Here is a 23,121-nt window from a genome sequence, read left to right on the forward strand (position 1 = left end):
CCATGCAGTTCCAGCGGCTCCGGCTGGTCGGCTTCAAATCCTTCGTCGATGCGGCGGAGGTCCAGATCGAATCCGGCCTGACCGGCGTGGTCGGCCCCAACGGCTGCGGCAAGTCCAACGTGCTGGAAAGCCTGCGCTGGGTCATGGGCGCCAACTCGGCCAAGGCCATGCGCGGCCAGGGCATGGACGACGTCATCTTCGCCGGCGCGGCGGGCCGCCCCCCGCGCAGCCACGCCGAAGTCAGCCTGACCATCGACAATGCGCAGCGCCGCGCGCCCCAGCCCTTTACCGACGCGCCGGTGCTGGAGGTGTCGCGCCGCATCGACCGGGGCCAGGGCTCGACCTATCGGATCAACGGCAAGGAGGTGCGGGCGCGGGACGTCCAGCTGCTGTTCGCGGACGCCTCGACCGGCGCCAACTCGCCCGCCCTGGTGCGTCAGGGCCAGATTTCCGAACTGATCGCCGCCAAGCCCCAGAACCGCCGCCGCATCCTGGAAGAGGCGGGCGGCGTCGCCGGCCTGCACACCCGACGCCACGAGGCCGAGTTGCGCCTGAAGGCGGCCGAAACCAATCTGGACCGGCTAGACGACATCGGCCGCGAGTTGGAGACGGCGCTGAACCGGCTGAAGCGCGAGGCCCGGCAAGCCGAGAAATACAAGAAAATCTCCGCCGAGATCCGCGCCCTGCAGGCCGCCCTGCTCTATGTCCGCTGGAACGACGCGCGCCTGGCCGCCGAGGCCGCCGCCGCCGAACTGCGCCAGGCCGACCAGGCCGTGGCCGAGACCACGACCGCCGCCGCCGCCGCCCAGACCGCCGCCCTGGCCGCCCAGGAAGCCTTGAAACCGGCGCGGGAGGAGGACGCCGTCGCCTCCGCCCTGCTGCACCGCGCCAGCCTGGAACGCGACCGGCTGGACATGGCCGAACAGGCCGCCCGCGCCGAGGTCGAACGCCTCGAGGCCGAGGCCGCCCGCATCGCCGCCGACGTCGAACGCGAAGAGACTATGGCCGCCGACGCGAAACGCGAACTGGACCGGCTGGACCACGAACTGACCCGCCTGAAGGCCGAGATCGCCGCCGCCCCCGAACGCGGCCCGGAACTGGACAAGGCCCTCCAAGCCGCCGAGGACGCCCGCAAGGCCGCCGATGGGGAGGTCGAGCGTCTGGCCGGAGCCCTGGCCGCCGTCGAGGCCCGCGCCAACGCCGAAACGGCCCGCAAGCGCGACGCCGAGACCCGACTGGCCCGCGTCACGGCCCAGCACGATCAGGCGAAGCGGGAACGCGAGGCCCTGGGGCCGCTGGAAACGCCGGAGCTCGAGACCGCCCGTCAGGCGCTGGAGGCGGCCCAGGGCGAATTGGCGGCCGCGCGCGAAGCCGTCGAAGCCGCCGAGGCGAAACGCGGCGACCTGGCCAGCGCCGAGCAGGAGGCTCGCACCGCCGCCCGCGCCGCCGAGGACCGTCTGGGTCGCTTCCAGACCGAAGCGCGCGGCCTGGCCCAGCTGCTGGTCACGGGCAAGCGCGACCATCCGCCCGCCCTCGACAAGGTCCGCGCCGACAAGGGCTACGAGGCCGCCCTGGCCGCCGCCCTGGGTGACGATCTGGACGCGGCGCTGGACGCGCGGGCCGCCGCCTACTGGGGCGGCGCGGATGTTCCCTCCCCCGTCTGGCCCGCGGGCGTCTCGCCCTTGTCCGCCCATGTGCAGGCGCCCGACCAACTGACCGCCCGCCTGGCCCTGTGCGGCGTCGCGGCGAGGGCCGACGCCGCCCGGCTGGCTCCGGGCCTGCCCACAGGCGCCCGGCTGGTGACGACCGAGGGCGACCTCTATCGCTGGGACGGCTTCGTCAGCCGCGCGGAGGCCCCGCGCCCCGCCGCCGTCCGCCTGGCCCAGCGCACCCGACTAGCTGAACTGGAGGCCGAGATCGACAAGGGCAAGCCTGCCCTGGAACAGGCCCAGGCCCGGCAGAAGGCCGCCACCGACGCCTTTCGCGCCGCCGAGGACGCGATGAAGGCTGCGCGCCTCAAACCCTTCGCCGCCGACAAGGCCGCGACCGCCGCCCGCGACCGTGTCGAGACACTGGCCCGCGACCAGGCCCGGCGCGAAGCCCGCGCCCAGGCGCTGGACGATGCCGTGACCCGCCTGGCGGCCGAGGTCGCAGAGGCGGAAGGGGCGCTTGAAGCCGCCCGGACGACGGATGCGCCGTCCGAAACCCTGGCCGGGCTGCGCGAGGCGTTGGCCGGCGCCCGCGTCGCCGCCGACACGGCGCGCACCGCCGCCCAGGCCGCCCGATCCGACCGCGACGCCGAGGCCCGCGACCGTCAGGGGCGCGAACAGCGGCTGGGCGGCCTGACCCGCGCCCGCGACGGCTGGCTCGGCCGCGCCAAGGACAGCGCCGCCCGCATCGCCGCCTTGGCCAAGGACGCGGAAAAGACCGCCGCCCTGCTGAAACAGGCCGAGATCGCCCCCCAGGGCTTCGCCGAACAGCGCGGCAAGCTGCTGGATACGCTGGCCGCCGCCGAACAGAGGAAGCAGTCCGCGTCCGACGCCATGGCGGCGGCCGATTCGGCTGCGGGTGACGCCGACCGCGCCAGCCGCGCCGCCGAGACCGCCGCGTCGCAAGCCCGCGAGGCCAGAGCCGGCCTCTCGGCCCGCGCCGACGCCGCCGCCGAGAAACTGATCGAGGCCGAGACCACCCTGCGCGAAACAGCTCAGATGTCGCCGGAGGACCTGGGCCGGAAGCTGACCGACGACGCCGTCGCCCGCCCGCCCGACGCGGCCGGCGCCGAGAGCCTGCTTTACGGGCTGGAACGCGAGCGCGAGGCCCTGGGCGCCGTCAACCTGCGCGCCGAGGACGAGGCGGTCGAATACGGCGACCGGCTGAACAGCATGAAGTCCGAGCGCATCGACCTGACCCAGGCGATCGCCAAACTGCGCGACGGCATCGACGAGTTGAACGCCGAGGGCCGCGAGCGGCTGGTCGCGGCGTTCGACGTCATCAACGCCAACTTCAAGAGCCTGTTCGAAGCCCTGTTCGGCGGCGGCCAGGCCGAGCTGAAGCTGGTCGAGAGCGACGATCCGCTGGAGGCGGGGCTTGAAATCTACGCCTGCCCGCCCGGCAAGCGGCTGTCGGTCATGAGCCTGATGTCGGGCGGCGAACAGGCCCTGACGGCGGCGGCCCTGATCTTCGGCGTTTTCCTGGCCAACCCCGCCCCCGTCTGCGTGCTGGACGAGGTGGACGCCCCGCTGGACGACGCCAACGTCGACCGCTTCTGCCGGATGCTGCACGAGATGCGCAGCCGCACCGACACCCGCTTCATCGTCATCACCCACAACCCCGTCACCATGAGCCGGATGGACCGCCTCTACGGCGTCACCATGCCCGAACGCGGCATGAGCCAGCTGGTCAGCGTGGACCTGCACCAGGCCGAGACCTTGGTGGCATGATCGCGATGTTGCTGGCCCTGTCCGATCCCGCCCTGGTCCAGACCGGCGTGGGGCGTTTCGCGCAATATGCGGACGTGGCCTCCATCGTGCGCCAGGGCGACGCCGCGCGGATGCGCAGCCTCCAGGTGGCGGAACAGGGGTTTCACGTGGGCGACGTCCTCTATGTCGGCGGCTGGTCGCGCTGGGTCTTCGACTGCCGAACAAGGACGGCCGACAGGTTGGATTTCGCTTCCCTGCGCGACGACGGCGTCCAAGGTCCCGCGACGCCCGAAACGGCCCCGCCCTATGCCGCGGCGCCCGGCGGCGACGCCGCCGAACTGCTGGCCGTGACCTGCGGCGAGACGCCGCCCGCCCGCACCTTGACGCTGGACCAGGCGATCAGCCAGGGCCGGTCGGCTCTGGCGGACTGATCGGCCGCTCTTCTCCCTGCGGCCACTCGATCCGGTCGCGCGGCAGAGCTTCGCGGCACTCGTCGCGCATGAAGGCCATCAGCTTCTCGCGGATTTCACAGCGCAGGTCGAAGGCGACGGGCGCCGAGCGGGCGCTGGCCAGACAGCGGACCTGCAACACGCGTTCGGTGATGTCCGTCACCTGCATCACCTGCACATCGCCGTCCCACAGTTTCGAGGCTTTCACGATTCCCTCGAACGCCTCGCGCAGCTTGTCGATCGGCGCCTCGTAATCGACGTAGAAGAAGGCCGTGCCGATCAGCCGGGCGTTCTCGCGCGTCCAGTTCTGGAAGGGTTTGGTGATGAAATAGGACAGGGGCAGGACCATCCGCCGCCAGTCCCACAGCTTGACCACGACATAGGTCGAGGTGATCTCCTCGACATTGCCCCACTCGTTCTCGACGATGACGGCGTCGTCGATGCGGATCGGCTGGGTCAGGGCGATCTGGATGCCGGCGACCATGTTCGTCAGGATCGGCTGGAGCGCCAGGCCGGCGATGATGCCGACCACCCCGGCCGAGGCCAGCAGGCTGACGCCCCACTGACGGAAACCGGCGATGGTCATCAGAGCCAGGCCGACAGTGACGATGAACAGGATCACCTTGGCCACCCGCTGCAGGATGCGGGTCTGGGTCAGGTGTTTGCGGGCCAGCAGATTGTCCTCGACGGCGATGTTGTATCGCTTCAGGTGCATGACGGACCACATGTCCAGCACCCCGGACGCCAGCCAGCCCAGCGTCAGGATGAAGAGAAACAGCAGCACCGCGCGGATGTCGGCCGAGGGTTCGGGCGCCATCGGCGACACGGTCACGCCGATGCCGACGCCGATGATTATGATCAGCACCCGCAGCTTGACCCGCGCCCGTTCGACCACCCCGCGCCAGAAGACATCCTTGTTCCTGACCACGCGGCGCAGAACGGCGAAGACGACCTTGTGCGTCAGCCAGCCCCCGCCCACGAAGACCAAAAGCACTAGGCCGATCACCGCCCATTCCGGCAGCCAATCGAACCGATGCCACAGGGCGCGGACGTGACGGGTCAGAGCGATGATTTCGGGCGGCATGACCTTCTAACGCACGACAAGCTGGACGGTTGAGGGGTCTGGTCCATCGCGACACGGAGGCTTTCGTCGCTGGGCGCTAGCGGCTACCACCGCCCGATGACCCTTCCCCGCCCCCTGCCCCATCTCGGCGCCGTCGCCGGCGACTATGACATCCTGCTCTCCGACGTGTGGGGGGTGATCCATAATGGGCGCGAGAGCTGGGCGGCGCCGTGCGAGGCGCTGGCGCGGTTCAATCGCGAGCGCGGGCATGTGGTGTTGATCTCCAATTCGCCGCGTCCGGCCTCGGACGTGATCGCACAGCTGGACGGGCTGGGCGTGCCGCGCGAGGCGTGGAAGGCCTTCGTCACCTCGGGCGATGCGACGCGGGCGGAACTCACCAAGCGGGCGCCCGGTCCGGCGTGGATCGTCGGCCCCGAACGCGACGCGCCCCTGTACGCCGGCCTGGGGCTGGAACGGGCGGCCAGCGCCGAGGACGCCGCCTTCATTTCCGTGACCGGCCCGGTGGACGACACGATCGAGACGCCGGAGGACTATCGCGAGCGGTTCGCCGTGGGCGCCGCACGCGGCATCGAGCTGATCTGCGCCAACCCCGACCGGGTGGTCCAGCGCGGCGACCAACTGATCTATTGCGGCGGCGCCCTGGCCGATCTGTATGCGTCGCAGGGCGGACGGGTGGTCATGGCCGGCAAGCCCTTCGCCCCCATCTACGACCTGGCGATCAAGGAGGCGGAAGGCCTGTTGGGCCGGCCCGTCGATCGTTCCCGCGTTCTGTGCATCGGCGACGGCGTCGTGACCGACGTCATGGGCGCCAATGCGCAAGGGCTGGACTGCCTGTTCATCGCGCAGGGAATCCACGGCGACCAGGCCAAGGGAGCGGACGGGACGCTGGATCCGGCCCGCGCCGCCGAGTTGCTGAAGGCCGAGACGACCTATGCCCGCTACGCCGCGCTGGAACTGGCCTGGTAAGGCTCGCCATTTTGTCGCACGGCGTCTAAAGCCACGATCATGGTAGAATTGGTTCAGCAGCATCCGTCCGGTGGTTACATCCTGGACGAACTTCACGTCGGCATGGCGGCCGAGAAAATCGTCGTGGCGACGGAGGACCGCATTCGCCTGTTCGCCGAGGCGTCGGACGATTTCAATCCGGTTCACCTGGACGAGGCCTTCGCCTCCAAGACCGCCTATCGCGGCCGGATCGCCCACGGCCTGCTGAGCGCCTCTTTCGGATCGGCGGTGGTGGGCACGATCCTGCCGGGCGCGGGCTCGATCTACATCTCCCAGACCCTGGCGTTCCACCAGCCGGTGCGGATCGACGATGTCGTGCGCATCCTGATCACGGTAATCGAGGTCGAGGCCGACAGCGCGCGGGTCAAGCTGAGCTGCGAAGGCTTCGTGGGCGAGACCATGATCATGGACGGCGTCGCCGTGGTCCGCGTCCCGCGCCGGCGCAAACCGTCCCAGCGCTGATATGCAGGTCGTTCGCGACTGGCGCGACCTGCCGGACGCCCTCAAGGGCGCCGCCGTCGCGCTCGGGGCCTTCGACGGCGTGCATCGGGGCCACCAGGCCGTCATCGCCGATGCGAAGGCGGCGGCCGATCGACTGGGCGCGCCGGCGGGCGTCGTCAGCTTCGATCCCCATCCCCGCCGCTGGTTCCAGAAGGACGCGGCCCCCTTTCGCCTGATGACCGCCGACCAGATGGCCCAGGCCCTGGCGCCGCTGGGCGTGGACATCCTGTATCTGCTGCCGTTCGACGCCGAGATGGCCGGCATGACCGACGTCGCGTTCGCCGAGCGGGTGCTGGCGCAGGGGCTGGGCGTGCGCCACGCCGCCGTCGGCTTCGACTTCACCTTCGGCAAGGGCCGGTCGGGGTCGCCCGAGGCCCTGCGCGCCTATGGCGAGCGGCTTGGTTTCACCGTGTCGGTGGTTCAGCGCCTGGACGACGCCGACGGGCTGAAACTGTCGTCTAGCGCCGTGCGCGAGGCGCTGAAGGCCGGCGACATGGCCCGCGCCGCCGCCATCCTGGGCCGTCCCTTCGCCATACGGGGCGAGGTGATCCACGGCGACAAGCGCGGCCGCACCATCGGCGTGCCGACCGCCAATGTGGCCTTGGGCGACTATATGCGGCCCGCCTACGGCGTCTATGCGACCCGTAGCCGTCTGGCGGACGGGCGCGTGATCGACGGCGTCGCCAGCCTGGGCGTGCGGCCCATGTACGCGCTGGAGACGCCGCTGCTGGAGGTCTGGTTGCTCGATTTCGCCGGCGATCTATATGGTCAGACCATCGAGACCGAACTGGTCGCCTGGCTGCGCGGCGAAGAGGCGTTCGACGGCCTGGAAGCTCTGAAGACCCAGATCGAGGCCGATGCGGCGGCGGCGCGGGCCGTGCTCAGCGCCTCATAAAGGCCGCAGCCCCGCCGCGAACCGCTTCCAGTTCTGCACATAATGCTCGGCCGACATCTGCAGCACGGCGATGTGAGCCGGGTCGCGATCGCGCACCACCTTGCCGGGCTGGCCCATGACCAGGCTGTTGTCGGGAATGACCTTGCCCTCGGTGATCAGGGCGTTGGCGCCGATGATGCAGTTCCGGCCGATCCTGACGCCGTTCAAGACCACCGCCCCGATGCCGATCAGGCTGTAGTCCCCCACCTCGCAGCCATGCAGCATGGCCTGATGCCCCACCGTCACGCCGCGCCCCAGCGTCAGCGGCGAACCGAGATCGGTGTGCAGCACGCCGCCGTCTTGGACGTTGCTGTCCGGCCCCACGACGATCGGATCGTTGTCCCCGCGCAGGGTCGCGCCGAACCAGACGCTGGCGTTGGCGTGCAGAATCACGTTCCCTATCACCGATGCGCTCGGCGCCACCCAGTATTCGCCCTCGGGCGGAAGCTGAGGTTTGCTGTCGCCCAATGCGTAAACAGTCATCAGAACACCACCTAATCTTTGAAAAACGAGGGCTTTAACGGATCGCTAACCACGATAGCATCATTCTGTTGATGCGATTCGGAGGTCGCCATTTCGGCCTCGAATCCGAAACCGGATCAAGCGCGGTCCGGTCAGTCGTCGAGGCTTTTGCGTGGCGCGTTGGGATCCGGGTTCGGCGGTTCGGCGGCGGGAACATCCCGTTGCAGACGGCCCTGCATTGGATCCGGGCGGCTGGTCTCAAGGCCGCGACCTTTTCCTCCCCAAGACCATCCAAGGCGGCGCCCGTTCGGGTCCGCCTTTTTTCATGCCCTGGAGGCGTCCATGACCAAGCGTGCTGCAACCAAGCGTCAAACGCGGGAAAACGGAATCCTGGATTCGCGAGACTTCGTGGAGGAATCGAAAGTCCGCCGGCTCCACGCCCCGCAGAACGCGCGGTCAGGCTGGTCGCCCTATCCGTCCAACGACGACCGGGAGCAGGGATATCTGAAGACATTGAAACCCAAGTCCGATGGCCAGGGCGAGTTGATGGAGGCCATCGACCACCACAACCTGGTCATGGCGCTTGGGCCCGCAGGCACGGGCAAGACCTATCTGGCCGTGGCCAAGGCGGTCGAGGCGCTGGAGGCCGGCAAGGTCGGGCGCATCGTGCTGAGCCGCCCGGCGGTCGAGGCGGGCGAGTCCATCGGCTTCCTGCCCGGCGACATGGAGGACAAGTTGGCGCCCTATCTGCGCCCCCTCTACGACGCCCTGTCGGATCGCCTGTCGATGAAGCGGGTCAAGGCGCTGATGGCCGAGGGTCTGATCGAGATCGCCCCCGTCGGCTATATGCGCGGCCGCACGCTGAACAACGCCTTCATCGTCGTGGACGAGGCCCAGAACTGCACCTACGTCCAGCTGAAGATGCTGCTGACCCGCCTGGGCTGGCATTCGACCATGGTGGTGACGGGCGATCCTCAGCAGTCGGACCTGCTGCCCGGCATCTCGGGCCTGTCGGACATTTCGGCCCGGCTGGAGGCGGTGCCCGACATCGCCGTGGTGCGCCTGGCCGAACGCGACATCGTGCGCCACCCGCTGGTCGCCTCCATGATCGGCGTGCTCTGAGCTTGTCTCAGGTCGTCATTCCGGGTTCGTCGGCGGGACGAAAACCGGAATGACGGCGAAAGACGGTCCGAGAGCTTGGGCCAAACGCCCATTGTCCCCCGCGGCGCTCACCCGCTAAAGGTCGGCTCGCCGCTGATGAGGGATGCCGATGCGCGTAGCGATGATTGGGACGGGTTATGTGGGCCTGGTGTCCGGGGCCTGTTTCGCCGACTTCGGCCATGTCGTCACCTGTATCGACAAGGACCCGTCCAAGATCGAACGGCTGGAGCGGGGCGAGATTCCGATCTACGAGCCGGGGCTGGACGATCTGGTCGCCGCAAACGTGCGCGAGGGACGGCTGTTCTTCACCCTGGACGGCGCCGAGGCCATCCGCAGCGCCGACGCCGTCTTCATCGCGGTCGGCACCCCCACCCGGCGCGGCGACGGCCATGCCGACCTGACCTATGTCCATGCGGCGGCCGAGGAGATCGCCGGTCTGATCGACGGCTTCACCGTGGTCGTGACCAAGTCCACCGTCCCGGTCGGAACCGGCGACGAGGTCGAGGCCATCATCAGGAAGGCCAATCCGAACGCCGACTTCGCCGTCGTCTCCAACCCCGAGTTCCTGCGCGAGGGCGCCGCGATCGGCGACTTCAAACGCCCCGATCGGGTGGTGATCGGCGTCAACGACATGGATGGCGAGGTCGGGTCGCGCGCCCAGAAGGTCATGAGCGAACTCTATCGCCCGCTGAACTTGAACGAGAGCCCGCTGCTGTTCGTGGGCCGGCGCACGTCCGAACTGATCAAATACGCCGCCAACGCCTTCCTGGCCATGAAGATCACCTTCATCAACGAGATGGCGGACCTGTGCGAGGCCGTCGGCGCCGACGTGCAGCAGGTCGCGCGCGGCATCGGCCTGGACAAGCGAATCGGCTCGAAATTCCTGCACGCCGGCCCCGGCTATGGCGGCTCCTGCTTTCCCAAGGACACCATCGCCCTGGTGCGTACGGCCCAGCAGTACGGCGCCCCGACGCGGCTGATCGAAGTGACGGTCGAGGTCAACGACGCGCGCAAGAAGGCGATGGCCGGACGGGTCGAGACGACCCTTGGCGACAGCGTGGCGGGCAAGACCGTCGCCTTGTTGGGCCTGACGTTCAAGCCGAATACGGACGATATGCGCGACGCCCCGTCCCTGGACATCGCCCCCGCCCTGATCGCCGCCGGCGCCAAGGTCCAGGCCTTCGACCCCGAGGGGATGCAGGAGGCGGCCAAGCTGCTGCCCGACGTGGAGATGAAGGAGAACGCCTATGACGCCGTCGCCGGCGCCGACGCCGTCGTCCTCGTCACCGAATGGGATCAGTTCCGCGCCCTGGACCTGGACCGAATCAAGCGCCTGATGAAACAGCCCGTGCTGGTCGATCTGAGGAACATCTATCGGCCCGAAGACATGAAGACCCGGGGTTTCCGCTACATGGGCGTCGGGCGCGGCTGATGGGGTCGCCGATCCTCGTCACCGGCGCGGCCGGCTTCATCGGCATGCACGTCGCCGAACGCCTGCTGAGCCGCGGCGAACGGGTGATCGGCGTCGATGTCTTCAACGCCTATTACGACCCGCGCCTGAAGGCGGCCCGCGCCGCCCGCCTGGAAGGGCGCGAAGGCTTCCGCATGGTGCGCGCCGACATCGCCGACCACGAGCGGATGCGCGTTCTGGTCGCGGACGAGGGCGTTCGACGGATCGTCCATCTGGCCGCCCAGGCGGGGGTCCGGTATTCGCTGGAAAACCCCTTCGCCTATGAGCGGTCGAACCTGGCGGGCCATCTGTCGATGCTCGAGGCGGCGCGCCACGGCGAGGTCGAGCATCTGGTCTACGCCTCGTCCAGCTCGGTCTATGGCGACCGGCCGCTGGAGGGTTCGGGCTTTCGCGAAGACGATCCGACGGTCCACCCCGTCTCCCTCTACGCCGCCACCAAGCGGTCGTGCGAGTTGATGAGCCAGAGCTACGCCAAACTCTACGGCTTTCCCCAGTCGGGCCTGCGCTTCTTCACCGTCTATGGCCCGTGGGGCCGTCCCGACATGGCCTATTTCGGCTTCACCCAGAAGATCGTGCGCGGCGAGCCCATCGAGGTCTATGGCGAAGGCCGGATGGCGCGCGACTTCACCTATATCGACGACATCGTGGACGGAATCGTGGGGGTGCTGGACCGCCCGCCGGCCCAGGGCGCGCACGAAATCTACAACATCGGCGACAGCCGGCCCGTCGGCCTGATGGAGATGATCTCGACCCTGGAGACCGCCCTGGGCGTCGAAGCCAAGAAGATCATGCGCCCGATGCAGCCCGGCGACGTCACCGCCACCTATGCCGACGTCTCCAAGCTGAACGCCCTTTGCGGCTATCGGCCCCAGGTTCCGCTGAAGGACGGGCTGGAGAAGTTCGTCGCCTGGTGGCGCCAGTATCAGAACGGCTGACCTGCGGGCTATGGGACGCGCGGCCCTTCTCGCCATCGCCGCGCTGGGTTTGGTCGTCGCCCCGGTCGAAGCCGCCGCGCAGGCCGCTTTTCAGGCCGCCGATCCCTTCTTTCGCCAGCGCGGCCAGGCCGTTCGCGACCGGGCGCAGCCCGCGTATGACGCCCTGGGCCTGCGCGCCGGCGCCTTCACCCTCTGGCCGAGCGTTCAGGCGACGGCGACTCATGACGACAATGTCTTCGCCGCCGAGGTCGACGCCCGCGCCGCCGTCTCCCTGCGCCTGACCCCGGAGATCACGGCCCGTTCGGACTGGAACCGGCATCGGATCGAGGCTTACGCCCGGCTCGACATGAACCGCAGCCTGGACCTCGCCAGCGAAAACACCACCGATTGGCGGCTGGGCGGCGCGGGCCGACTGGACGTGACCCGCGACACCCATCTGGCTGTGGGCGTCGATCTGGAACAGGGGCATGAGGCCCGCGCCGCCGCCGGCGCCGATCCCCTGACGGTCCGCCCCGTCGCCTTCGACAGTGCGGCGGCTCGGCTGACGGCCCAGACGACGCACGGCCGCCTGCGCCTGGCCGCCCACGCCGGCATGCGGCGTATCGACTACCGCGACGACGTCGATGCGGCGGGCGGCCCGGTCGAGCAGGACGACCGCGACCGCACGACGTTGAGCCTGAGCGGCCGCGCCGACTACGCCGTGTCGCCCGCCGCGTCCGTCTTCTTGCAGATCGCCGGCGACGACCGCGACTATCGGCGCATCGACGGGCGGCCCGACCGCTCATCGACCGGGCGAGAGACCCTGACGGGCGTGGATTTCGAACGGGGCGGCCTGATCCGGGGAGAGATCGCCGCCGGCCATCGGCGCCAGATGTTCGACGACCCGGCGTTCGGCGACCTGGAAGGATTCAGCGGCCGGGCGCGCCTGACCTGGTTTCCCACCGCCCTGACCACTGTCTCCGCCGCTGCGGCGCGCGCGGTCGCCGATACGGGCGTGGTCGGCGCCGCCGGCGCCCGGCGCAGCGACCTGTCGCTGGTTGTCGATCATGAACTGTTGCGCAACCTGATCCTGACGGCCCGGATCGACCATGTCGAAGACGCCTATGTCGGCCGCGACCGCACCGATCGGCGGCGCGGCGCCAGCCTGGCCGCCGACTATCGCCTGAATCGACGTCATGGCCTGACAGCCGAACTGAGCTTGATGGACCAGGCCTCCGACGGCGCCGCGCGCGGTCCCCGCTATCGGACGGTACGGATGACCGTGGGCGCCGTCGCCCGCTTCTGATCCGCCCACGGCCGATTGACAACCCAGGCGGGACGCCGCACCACTTAGACTGACGATCACCGTTCGACGGCGCGATGACCCTGACCGACCCTTCGCCTGGAGCCGCCGTCCGCGCGGCCGCCGGCGACATCGACATCGCCGCCTGGATCGAGGGTTTGCGTCGGCGCGCGGGCCTGTTCGTCGGCGCGGCCGGATTGGTCGGGCTGATTGTGCTGGTCGCGCTCTTGGCCCGCCCGCCTGTCTACACCGCCGCCACCCACCTCCAGATCAACACCCGCAAGGCGCAGGTGGTCGCCGGACCCGCCGTCTTGTCCGCCCTGGACGCCGAGGCCGCCATCGTCGACACCGAGGTGGAGGTGCTGAAATCCCCGCAGCTGGCGGCCGCCGTCGTGGACGACCTGGGCCTGGTCCGCGATCCGGCCTTCAACCGCTCGCTGCGTCCCGACCTCCTCGCCCGCCTGACCGGCCGCGCGCCGCCCGCGTCCGACCCGGCCGTAGAGCGCCAGCGGGTGATCGAAGCCGTCGGCCGGCGCCTGACCGTGCGTCGCGTCGGCCTGACCTATTCGATGGCGGTCGGCTTCACCGCCGACGATCCCGTGAAAGCGGCCCGCATCGCCAACGCCTTCGCAGACCGCTATCTGCGCGCCCAACTGACCGCCAAGTTCGACGCCAACAGCCAGGCCAACGCCTTCCTCGGCGCCCGGCTGGAGGACTTGCGACGTCAGGTCGAGGCCGCGGACGCCGCCGTCTCGGCCTATCGCATCGACAACGGCCTGCTCAGCGCCCAGGGCGCGACCCTGACCGAACAGGAGATTTCCGTCTATAATCAGCAACTGGCCGCCGCCCGCGCCCATCAGGCCGAACAGGACGCCCGGCTAAGGACCGCCCGCGCCCAGATGGCGGCCGGATCGAACGGCGACGATGTGGGCGAGGCCCTGAACTCGCCGGTGGTTCAGAACCTGCGCGGCCAGCGCGCGGCCATCAGCACCCGCGTCGCAGATCTGTCGGTCCGCTATGGTCCGCTGCATCCCGACCTGGCGCGCGCCCGCAGCGAACTGTCCGACATCGACGCCCAGATCCAGGCCGAGATTCGCCGCGTCGTCTCCAATCTGGACGCCCAGGCCCAGGTGGCCCGCCAACGCACGGCTTCGGTCCAGTCCAGCCTGGACGTGGCGCGCGGTTCCCTGGCCGACAACAACGCCGCCTCCGTCCGCCTGCGCGAACTCGAGGGCGAGGCCGAGGCCGCGCGCGCCATCTACCGCGCCTTCCTGGACCGATACCGCGAGACGGACGCCCAGACCGGGGTCGAACAGGCCGACGCCCGCATCGTATCGCGCGCGACCCCGCCCACGGCGCCCAGCGCGCCCAAGCCTGCGATCAGCCTGGCTCTGGCGGTCGTGCTTGGCCTGGGCGCCGGCGTCGGCGCGGTCCTGGCCGCCAATGCGCTTCAGCAGGGCCTGTCCACGCCAGAGGACGTCGAACGCAGGCTGGGTCTCGATCCGCTGGGCGCCCTGCCCCTGGCCGACACGGTCGCCGCCCCGGACGAGCGCGACCTTCATCCCATCGACCTGGTCGTCCAGCGCCCGACCTCGGTCTTCGCCGAGGCCACGCGCGGCCTTCGCGCCGGCCTGTCCCCGCCGGCTGCGCCGGTCATTCCCCTGGCGGCCCCGAGCGCCCGGATCGTGGCGGTCGTTTCGGCCCTGCCGGGCGAAGGCAAGACCACGACCGCCCTGTGCCTTGCGCGCGTGGCGGCCCGCTCCGGCGCACGGGTCCTGCTGATCGACGGCGATCCGCGCCGACGCGGCGCCACCCGGATGCTGGGCCTCGATCCCGACGCCGGTTTGGCCGAGGTGCTCCACGGCGCGGCGGCCTGGCGAACCGTCTTGGCGACGGACCCGGCCTCGGGCATGCAGGTCCTGCCGCTGGCCGCCTCGGGCCTGTCGGCCGACGACGCCTTCGCCGCCCCGCCGATGGACGCCCTGTTGGCCGAACTGCGCCAGGCCTTCGACCTGGTCCTGATCGACACGGCGCCCGTGCTGGTGATGGCCGACGCCCGTGTCCTGTCGGCCAGGGCCGACGCCGTCTTGCTGCTGGCCCGATGGCGCCGCACGCCCGCCCGCGCCGTCTCCGCCGCCGCCCGCGTCCTGCACGCTTCCGGCGCGCGTCTCCTGGGCGTCTGCCTGACCCAGGTCGACGCCCGCGACCGGTCCCTTCACGGTCACAGCTATGGCGCCTATCCTCACGAGGCCTACCGCAAATACTACGCCGCCTGACCGCGCGGCGTTGACACGCGCCAGACCCCTGGCCCTTGATAAGGCATGACGATGCGCAAAGGTCTGACCGCACTTGCCGGACTGGTCGCCCTGACCGCGGCTCAGGGCGCGGCGGCGCAGGCGCCTTTGGTCGCCCAAAGTCTGGACCAGGCCTATGCCATCGTCGATTTCCAGACTTCGCGCTCAGGCCGCGACATCGCCCAGACGCTGCAAAGCCACCTGGCCCGTCAGGACGTGACGGTCGCGGTCCGCAACCAGGCCGTCGCCCGGATTCCCCGCGCGCCGGGACGCTTCACCCTGGTCGATCCGGCGGCCCCCGGCGGGTTCGGTCTGGAAGGCCCGACGACGCGCGCCCCGGCCGGCTGGTTGCGCCCCGTGCGCGCCGCGGTCTGCGACGGCGCCAGCTGGCGCGCCGATGTCGCCCCTCGCCGCCCCGGCCGCATCGAGCAACGCTACACCCTGTGTCTGTTCCCCTATCGCGACGGGCGGCGTCAGGGACACCAGTTGGACATCTACGCCGCCACCGTGTTTCACGGCGACCAGGGCGCCGTCGCCCCGCCCCTCGACGCAGAAACGCCAGAGACCTTCATGCGCGGCGCGGTCCAGGCGATCGAGCATCTGACGCGCGTGCGGGGCGTCTGGATCGAGCATCGCAAGGCTGACCGCGACCGCCCCTTCACCCAGGGCGACGACGCGCTTTCCGCCCAAACTCAATAGCCAAGCTCTGGAGCCCTGAACGCGATCGCGCCCCCGGCCCATGACCGGAGGCGCGAGAACCATCGCCTGGGTTCGGATCAGAACTTGACGCTGAATCGTCCAAAGATGCGATTGTCGTAGTACTCGTCCTTGTACAGGCCGGTATAGCCCATCTCGAACGCCGTCCGTTCGCTCGCCTGGATGTTGAAGGACAAGCCGCCTGAGACCACGTCGTCGCCGGGGTTGGCCCCTTGGATCAGGAAGCGCGGGCCATCGGCGAAGGCGGCGTCGAACACCGGACCGTCGCCGTTCAGATCGTGGGTGTAGGCCAGGTGGGTCACGGCCGACAGGCGCGGCCGGCCCTGGCCGCCCGCAAGCAAGGTGCGGGTGCGGAAGCCGGCCGTCAGCAGATCGGCCTTCTGTTTCACCTTGCCGGACAGGGCGGCGTCTCCGCCCGTCTCGGCGACATCGGCGTCGTATTCGACATGGCTGTAGGCGCCATAGGGTTCGAACACCGTGGCGCCGACCGCGCGGCTCCACGCCACCTCGCCATAGGCCTGCCAGACGTCGCCGTCATAATCGCCGACCAGGGCGTTGGAGAAGGCGTTCAGCTGGGCCGTGCGATCGGTGCGGACATCGGCGTTGGCCCACGATCCACCCAGGCGGATCTGGAAGTCGCCGACGCCGGCGCCGCCATAAACGCCGATCTGTTCGCTGTTGACCCGTCCCGTCGAGCGCAGACGCGGCGAACGCAGTTCGGAGCGGGTTTCACCCAAGGCCACGCCGATGTGCAGATCGTCCGACAGCGCCTTGTCGGCCCCGACCATATAACCCGAGGATTCGCTGCGGAAGCTGGCGACGCCGTCGTGCGACGAACCCCGACCGTCGCCATAGACGCCGCTGCCCCAGACCGAGACGCCGTTGCCGACATAGGTCTGGCCGCCTTCGCCGCGACCACGATCCGACATGGCCTCGCGGATCGTGCGCGTGTCCGACACGGCCAGGCCGCCGAGCGAGGCGTGCACCTCGCCGGTCAGCCCGCCGAGCGCCCCTTGAACAGCCGGAACGCTGGCGTCCAGCAGGGCGTTCTCCAGCGACAGGTCGCGATTGGCGCCGGCGGTGTTGTTGATCATGGCGTCCAGGGCGCCGCCGACCGAGGTCTGGTTCGGATTGCCGCCCAGCGAAGCCACGGTCACGTCGTTGCGCCGCACCGTCAGCACCACCCCGTTCGTCGAATAGGTCAACACCGGCGCCAGGAAGGCCAGATCGCTCTGAGCCCCCGTGAAGGTCCCGGTCACGGCGCCCGTCGAGTTGATGATGTTCATCCGCGTGCGCAGATTCCACTCGCCGTTGTCGGCCTTCAGAATGACCTGGCCGCCGTCGATGCGGGTCGCCCCGCCTACGTTCAGGCGCGAATAGGCCCCGCCGTTCACGCTGGACCGGATCCACAGGAAGGAACCGGGCTTGAAGTTCACATCGCCCGCCACCGTCAGGGTTCCGAACGGATTGGTGCCGTCGCCGGGCGAGACGACCCCGCCGCTTTCCGCCGTCAGGTTCAGCAAGCGGCCCGTGCCGCCGATCATGCCGACGCCGCCGACCGTGGCGCTGGAGCGCAGCAGGCTGCCGTTGACGGTCAGGAGGCCGCCCTCGACCCGCGTCGGACCGCTGTAGTCGTTGGCGCCGGTCAGGATCAGCTGCCCGCCGCCCTTCTTGACCAGGCCGCCGATGTCGGCGCCGAAGTTGGCGCGGACCTCGGCCGAATAGCGGTCGCGCGCGTCGCCGATGTTGTTGCTCCAGATATCGACCGTGCCCACGGCGACGGTGACGTCGCGGGTGTCGCGAAGCGCCGTCGGGCCGCGCAGGGCCACGTCCATCTGCGGCGCGCCCCAGCCCGAGCGCAAGTCGACGCCCGGCGTATCCAGGTCCCTGGAGCTGGACACCAGGATATCCGAGATCAGGGCCGTCGAATATTCCGGGAAATTCTCCATCAGCAGGGCGCCGAAGCCCGAGATGTTCGGCGCCGCCATCGAGGTGCCGGTGTAGGCCGCATAACCCGCGCCGGTGTAGTCGATGTACTGACCCAGCACGCGCTGCAGTTCGGCGTCGGCGTACTCCAGCACGGCCCGGGAGAAGGCCGGCGTCAGGATCGCCATGTTGTTGGTCGAGGTCAGCAGTTGGCCAAGGATCGAGGTGAAGCCGTCCGGGTCGCCCAGCCGCGCGCCCGAGATCAGGGTGATGGCCGCCGCCTGCCGGCCGACCTCGCGCCGCGCCGCCTCCTCGTTGAAGTTCGCCCCGCCGGCCTGACGGGCGGCCAGATAGTTGTTTAGGACGCCCAGGAATTGGTTGATCGAGGCGTTCTGCAGGGCGGAAACCGTAGTGGCCGAATACAAACCCGCATAGTTGGCCCGGGGATACAGCGCGAGGATGCCCCGCCAGTCCATTTCATAGGCCGGCACGGACGAGACGACGGCCGAACCCGGCCCGGCGACGCACCAGGTCGCTGTCTGGCCGCAGAAGCTAGTCGAGGGGTCGGCGGCGGTGAAGCTGGAATAGTTGGCGACCGACAGCCAGTTGGAGCGCAGGCGCGGGTCCGACAGCGGCGCCGCCGCGTCGATGCTGGCGTGCACGCCATAGCCGTTGCCGGCCGAGAAGACGACCAGCACGTCGTTGTCCAGCACCGGCTTGTAGTAATCGCCGTAGTTGCGGTTGAAGGACGCCAGCACCGTCGGCAGCGAGGCGTTGAACGGCAGGGTGGTCGAGCTGCCCCAGCTGTTGTTGATGATCCGCACCTCGCCCGTGTTGGCCAGGTCGACGATGTTCTGGTTCTGGGTGGCGACGATCTTGCCGTCGATGATGGCGTCCTTGTACCAGAGGAAGTCGCCGGCCGAGAAGTTGGCGGTGGCGGCGTACAGCTTGGCGTTAAAGGCGTTGCCGAACATCGGCTGGCCCGCCACCCGATCGCCCGCGATGGTGCCGGAGACGTGGGTGCCGTGGCCTTCCCACTGGCGACGCGGATTAATCATGCCGTCATTGCCGTAACCGGCGACCACCTGGGTGTGCAGGCCCGTGACCTTGCCCGGCGATCCGAACAGCGGGTGGGCCATGTAGACCCCGGCGTCATTGACCCCGACCGTCTGTCCCCGCCCGGTCAGCCCCATGGCGTAGGCGTGCTCCAGCCCCAGGAAGGCTTTGGAATAATCGACCGAGAATTGCGCGTCGGTTCGCCACGACGCCAGCGCCGTCTGGTAGTTGGTCGTGCGCGTCCCGTTAGCCATGTAGAATCCGCCCGCAGGCGGCGTGGGCGCGGTCGACGTCTGGGCGCTCGCCGCCGTTCCCGCAAGCATGGCCACGCCGGCCGTCGCGGCCAGAAGGCCGAGTTTGAAACTGAAAGCCACTATAAGTCCCCCTACGGCATTCGCCGAACGCTTAAGCTTGCAACCCCACGGCGCAATTCAGACGCGTAGTCGGCACGTCCGACCGCCATTCGTCAACCACATTTCAGCCACAAGCCATTCCGTCGCATCATCTTTACGGGGACGAATCCCAAAGCTGGGTAGCGCGGTTCAGATCAGGCGTCGGCCCATCGCCAGACTGGCGCCGGGTTCGTAGGCGCCGGGGCGGCGGCGGGTCAGGGCCAGGGCGAAGCCCATGGTCAGGCCCATGGCCAGCATGGAGGAGCCGCCGTAGCTGATGAAGGGCAGGGTCATGCCCTTGGTCGGGATCAGGTTCAGGTTCACCGCCACATTGATGCAGGCCTGAAGGCCGATCAGCATGAACAGGCCCGCCGACGCCGTCTGTTCGAACGGGTCGGTCAGCTTCATGGCCCGACGCATCCCCCTGATGACGATGAAGGCGTACAGGCCGATCATGATCAGGCTGAGGACCAGGCCGAACTCCTCGGCGCCGACGGAATAGATGAAGTCGGTATGCAGGTCCGGCACGCGGCGCTTCATCACGCCTTCGCCGATGCCCCGGCCCAGCAGGCCGCCCGCGCGAATGGCCTCCGACGCGCTGTCGATCTGGTGGGTGTCGGTGGTCTCGGGCGAGAAGAAGCGGCTGAGACGGTCGCGCATATGGCCGAAGACGAAATACAGCGACACCAGACCCGCCATGCCCAGGCTGGCCAGGACCGCCATCCATTTGAACGGCACCCCGGCCATGAAGAAGACGGCCATGAAGGTGGTGGTGATCAGCAGCGTCTGGCCGATGTCCGGCTGGATCAGCAGCAGACAGACCGTCAGGGCGTAGAACCCGAAGGCGATGGTGACGCCGGGCACGCCCTGGCCCTTCTGCGCCTCGGCGAACATCCAGGCGGCGAAGACGATCAGGCCGGGCTTGGCGAACTCGCTGGGTTGCAGGCTGAACGGCCCCAGATTCACCCAGCGCGCGGCGCCCTTGACCGTGTCGCCGATGAACGGCAGGGCCGCCATGACGACGATGGCGCCGAACAGGGCCAGGACGGCGATGCGCCGCACCCCCCGCGGCGACATCAGGGAGGTCGTCAGCATGACCATCAGGCCGACGCCGGCGAAGACCATCATCCGCCAGGAATAATGGAAGGGATCGGTGATCGATTCGTCGGCCAGGATGGCCGCCGGGCTGGAGGCGAAGCTGAGCGACACCCCCAGCGCCATCAGCGCCAGGGCCGCGCCCAGCAAGCCGCGATCCACGGTCCAGAACCAGCGCGCGATCAGGCTCTGGTCGTTGCGGGAGAAGGCGGGGGTGTAGTGGGCGCTCATGCCACGATCTCCGGGGCGGCGGGCAAGTTCAGCACGGCCGCGCGAAACGCCTCGCCCCGCGCCTCGAAGTCCGGAAACTGATCGAAACTGGCGCAGGCGGGCGACAACAGGACGATCTGCTCCCCGCCAGCAGCGGCGGCGTCGGCCGCCGCTGCGGCGACGGCGGCGTCCAGGGTCCGGGAGACGACGTGGGGCATCTCGCCCAAGGTCTCGGCGAAAGCCTCGGCCGCCTGGCCGATCAGATAGGCCTTGGCCACGCGCGGGAACAGATCGGCCAGAGCGTCTATGCCGCCGGCCTTGGGCACGCCGCCCGCGATCCAGAAGACGGAAGGGTAGGACGCCAGGGCCTGTCGCGCCGCGTCGGCGTTGGTGGCCTTGGAGTCGTTGACGAAGCGGACCGAGCCGACCTGGCCAACCGTCTCCATCCTATGGGCCAGACCGGGGAAGGTCAGCAGCCCCTTGACGGCGGCGGCGTGGGAGACGCCCAGCGCCCGGGCGGCGGCGTAGGCGAAGGCGGCGTTCTGGGCGTTGTGACGGCCCGGCAGAGAGCGGGCGGGCGTGAGGTCGGCAAGGACCGCGCCTTGCGACCAGATCGCTCCGGGCGCAGCCTCCACACCGCTCATCCCCGCGAAAGCGGGGACCCAGTCAGGACGCTGATCCCACGCATCATGTGCTGACGAAAGCACTGGGTCCCCGCTTTCGCGGGGATGAGCGGAGGAAGAAATGGCGATCACACGTTGGGACAGTCGGGTTGCGATCCGCCTGCCCCAGTCCTCGTCCACACCGATCAGCGCCACCGCATCGGCCCCCTGGGCCGCGAAGATGCGCGCCTTGGCCGCCACATAACCTTCCATGCCGCCGTGACGGTCCAGATGGTCGGGGCTGACGTTGGTCAAGATCGCCACGTCGGGGGCGAAGGTCGTGGTCAGGTCCAGCTGGTAGCTGGAGACCTCGATCACATAGACGGCCTCCGGCGTCGGCTCGGGCAGGGCCAGGACGCCGATGCCGATATTGCCGCCGACGTGGACCGTCAAGCCGGCGGACCTCAACACCCAGCCGATCAAGGCGGTGGTGGTGGACTTGCCGTTGGTGCCGGTGACGGCGACCACCTTCGGACGCCGCCCTTCCGGCAGGGCGGCCAGGGCGCGGGCGAACAGTTCGATGTCGCCGATCACGGGCACGCCGGCCCCTCTCGCGCGGTCGACGGTCCAGTGCGGTTTGGGGTGGGTCAGGGGCGCGCCAGGCGACAGCACCAGGGCGGCGAAACCGGACCAGTCGGCGGCGGTCAGGTCCTGGACCTGAAACCCTTCCGCCTCGGCCTGCATCCGACCCGAGGCCCCGTCGTCCCACAGGATCGGGATGGCGCCGCCGGCCTGGAGCGCGCGCGCGGCCGTGATCCCCGACCGTCCCAGGCCGAAGACCGCGACCCGCCTGCCCTCGAAACCGGGAACGGGGATCATGCCATGGCTCCGTCATCCTCGGCCTTGTGCCGAGGATCCAGAAACTCAGTCGTCAGACGCCCTGCCCCGATGCCCGACACCGGGAGCCTGGATCCTCGCCACAAGGGCGCGGATGACGAATGAGAGAGGGTGCTCACCGCAGCTTCAACGTGGACAGGCCGATCAGCGCCAGCGCCCCGGCGATGATCCAGAAGCGGATGACCACGGTCGATTCCGGCCAGCCCATCTTTTCGAAATGGTGGTGGATCGGCGCCATCAGGAAGATGCGCTTCTTGGTCAGCTTGTAATAGCCGACCTGGATCATCACGGAGGCGGCCTCCATCACGAACAGGCCGCCGACGATGCCCAGCACCAGTTCGTGCTTGGTCATGACGGCGATGGCGCCCAGCGCCCCGCCCAGAGCCAAGGAACCGGTGTCGCCCATGAAGATCTTGGCCGGGGGAGCGTTGTACCACAGGAAGCCTGCGCCCCCGCCGATCATGGCGGCGCAGAAGATGGCCAGTTCGCCCGCGCCGGGGACGTGGTGGATTTGCAGATACTGGGCGAAGACGAAGTTGCCGGCGAGATAGGAGATCACCCCGAAGGCGCCCGCCGCCATCATCACCGGCACCGTGGCCAGGCCGTCCAGCCCGTCGGTCAGGTTCACCGCATTGGAGAAGCCGACGATGGTGAAGGCGGCGAAGGCCACATAGAACCAGCCGATGTTCAGCAGCACGGCCTTGAAGAAGGGAAAGGCGATCGAGGTCTCCAGCCCCGGCGAGGTCGGCGACACCGTCATCCACAGCACGGTCAGGACGCCCGCGATCACGGCGACGACCGTCTGGGCCAGCAGCTTCTGCTTGGACGTCAGCCCGGCCGAGGTCTGTTTCGTCACCTTGGCGTAGTCGTCGATGAAGCCCAGCACGCCGAAGGCCGCCGTCACGCCGGAGACGATCCAGATATAGGGATTGGTCAGGTCGCCCCACAGCAGCACCGCCACGCCGATGCCGGCCAGGATCATCAGACCGCCCATGGTCGGGGTGCCGACCTTGGACAGGTGGGACACCGGGCCGTCGTCGCGGATCGGCTGGCCCCGGCCCTGTTTGGCGCGGATCCAGTTGATGAAGCGGCTGCCCATGGCGACGGCGACGATCATGGCGGTGGCCAGGGCCAGGGCCATCCGCACCGTCTGATACTGGACCAGGTTCAGCAGCGGATACTGGTGCGCGATGTCGGCGTAATAGAGGTACAGAAGATAGAACATGGGT

Annotated in this window: 17 protein-coding genes; 11 read left to right on the forward strand and 6 right to left on the reverse strand. The window is 69.2% G+C overall.

Translation table 11 applies throughout. The features are described from left to right. Window positions 1–2 precede the first annotated feature (2 nt). Window positions 3–3,440, forward strand: a complete 3,438-nt coding sequence (smc, locus tag AC0L6G_RS08150) for a chromosome segregation protein SMC (protein WP_473253172.1) — start codon at window positions 3–5, stop codon at window positions 3,438–3,440. Further along, window positions 3,437–3,850, forward strand: a complete 414-nt coding sequence (locus tag AC0L6G_RS08155; RefSeq protein ID WP_293825426.1) for a hypothetical protein — start codon at window positions 3,437–3,439, stop codon at window positions 3,848–3,850. Before smc ends, AC0L6G_RS08155 begins: the two co-directional genes overlap by 4 nt. On the opposite strand, the gene AC0L6G_RS08160 is transcribed toward AC0L6G_RS08155, so the two are convergent. Beyond that, window positions 3,819–4,952: a mechanosensitive ion channel family protein gene (locus AC0L6G_RS08160; RefSeq protein ID WP_291535795.1), complete on the reverse strand. Its 1,134-nt coding sequence runs from the start codon at window positions 4,950–4,952 to the stop codon at window positions 3,819–3,821. The two genes, AC0L6G_RS08155 and AC0L6G_RS08160, sit on opposite strands and share 32 nt — an antisense overlap. A 96-nt stretch (window positions 4,953–5,048) precedes the next feature. On the opposite strand from AC0L6G_RS08160, the gene AC0L6G_RS08165 reads away from it, so the two are divergent. Genes AC0L6G_RS08165 through AC0L6G_RS08175 form a run of 3 tightly spaced genes read left to right on the forward strand, consistent with a single transcriptional unit; the run spans window position 5,049 to window position 7,353 of the window. After that, window positions 5,049–5,918 (forward strand): TIGR01459 family HAD-type hydrolase, encoded by an 870-nt coding sequence (locus AC0L6G_RS08165; RefSeq protein WP_473253173.1) that lies wholly within the window; start codon window positions 5,049–5,051, stop codon window positions 5,916–5,918. A gap of 39 nt (window positions 5,919–5,957) precedes the next feature. Beyond that, the gene (locus tag AC0L6G_RS08170; protein ID WP_293825421.1) at window positions 5,958–6,419 is read left to right on the forward strand and encodes a MaoC family dehydratase; all 462 of its coding nucleotides are present in this window, start codon (window positions 5,958–5,960) and stop codon (window positions 6,417–6,419) included. Between the two features lies 1 nt (window position 6,420). Next, window positions 6,421–7,353 carry a bifunctional riboflavin kinase/FAD synthetase gene (locus AC0L6G_RS08175; protein WP_473253174.1) on the forward strand — a complete coding sequence of 311 codons (933 nt, stop codon included), beginning with the start codon at window positions 6,421–6,423 and terminating at the stop codon, window positions 7,351–7,353. Here the strand turns inward: AC0L6G_RS08175 and AC0L6G_RS08180 are convergent. Continuing rightward, window positions 7,348–7,875: a gamma carbonic anhydrase family protein gene (locus AC0L6G_RS08180; protein ID WP_291535793.1), complete on the reverse strand. Its 528-nt coding sequence runs from the start codon at window positions 7,873–7,875 to the stop codon at window positions 7,348–7,350. The genes AC0L6G_RS08175 and AC0L6G_RS08180 overlap by 6 nt on opposite strands. Before the next feature lie 309 nt (window positions 7,876–8,184). Between AC0L6G_RS08180 and AC0L6G_RS08185 the strand changes: the two genes are divergently transcribed. The 6 genes from AC0L6G_RS08185 (at window position 8,185) to AC0L6G_RS08210 (ending at window position 15,696) form a co-directional block, all read left to right on the forward strand. Next, window positions 8,185–8,976, forward strand: a complete 792-nt coding sequence (locus AC0L6G_RS08185; RefSeq protein ID WP_473253224.1) for a PhoH family protein — start codon at window positions 8,185–8,187, stop codon at window positions 8,974–8,976. 148 nt (window positions 8,977–9,124) lie between these two features. Beyond that, window positions 9,125–10,447, forward strand: coding sequence for a UDP-glucose dehydrogenase family protein (locus AC0L6G_RS08190; protein ID WP_473253175.1), 1,323 nt, complete (start codon window positions 9,125–9,127; stop codon window positions 10,445–10,447). After that, window positions 10,447–11,421 carry an NAD-dependent epimerase/dehydratase family protein gene (locus tag AC0L6G_RS08195; protein WP_473253176.1) on the forward strand — a complete coding sequence of 325 codons (975 nt, stop codon included), beginning with the start codon at window positions 10,447–10,449 and terminating at the stop codon, window positions 11,419–11,421. Before AC0L6G_RS08190 ends, AC0L6G_RS08195 begins: the two co-directional genes overlap by 1 nt. A gap of 10 nt (window positions 11,422–11,431) precedes the next feature. Next, complete coding sequence (locus tag AC0L6G_RS08200) at window positions 11,432–12,706, forward strand: outer membrane beta-barrel protein (protein WP_473253177.1); 1,275 nt, start codon at window positions 11,432–11,434, stop codon at window positions 12,704–12,706. A gap of 74 nt (window positions 12,707–12,780) precedes the next feature. Next, window positions 12,781–14,979, forward strand: coding sequence for a GumC family protein (locus AC0L6G_RS08205; RefSeq protein ID WP_473253178.1), 2,199 nt, complete (start codon window positions 12,781–12,783; stop codon window positions 14,977–14,979). 45 nt (window positions 14,980–15,024) lie between these two features. Further along, window positions 15,025–15,696, forward strand: coding sequence for a hypothetical protein (locus AC0L6G_RS08210; protein ID WP_293825411.1), 672 nt, complete (start codon window positions 15,025–15,027; stop codon window positions 15,694–15,696). Window positions 15,697–15,773: 77 nt separating this feature from the next. On the opposite strand, the gene AC0L6G_RS08215 is transcribed toward AC0L6G_RS08210, so the two are convergent. The 4 genes from AC0L6G_RS08215 to mraY all read right to left on the reverse strand — a co-directional run bounded on the left by AC0L6G_RS08215 (window position 15,774) and on the right by mraY (window position 23,117). Beyond that, window positions 15,774–19,070, reverse strand: a complete 3,297-nt coding sequence (locus AC0L6G_RS08215) for a S8 family serine peptidase (RefSeq protein WP_473253180.1) — start codon at window positions 19,068–19,070, stop codon at window positions 15,774–15,776. A gap of 168 nt (window positions 19,071–19,238) precedes the next feature. Beyond that, window positions 19,239–20,414 carry a peptidoglycan glycosyltransferase FtsW gene (locus AC0L6G_RS08220; RefSeq protein WP_473253181.1) on the reverse strand — a complete coding sequence of 392 codons (1,176 nt, stop codon included), beginning with the start codon at window positions 20,412–20,414 and terminating at the stop codon, window positions 19,239–19,241. Beyond that, entirely contained in the window at window positions 20,411–21,874 is a 1,464-nt protein-coding gene (gene murD, locus AC0L6G_RS08225) for a UDP-N-acetylmuramoyl-L-alanine--D-glutamate ligase (protein WP_473253183.1), read from the reverse strand. Before murD ends, AC0L6G_RS08220 begins: the two co-directional genes overlap by 4 nt. Before the next feature lie 133 nt (window positions 21,875–22,007). After that, window positions 22,008–23,117, reverse strand: a complete 1,110-nt coding sequence (gene mraY / locus AC0L6G_RS08230) for a phospho-N-acetylmuramoyl-pentapeptide-transferase (RefSeq protein ID WP_291535806.1) — start codon at window positions 23,115–23,117, stop codon at window positions 22,008–22,010. Window positions 23,118–23,121 lie beyond the last annotated feature (4 nt).

The sequence above is a fragment of the Brevundimonas sp. D3-1P genome (assembly GCF_055809335.1).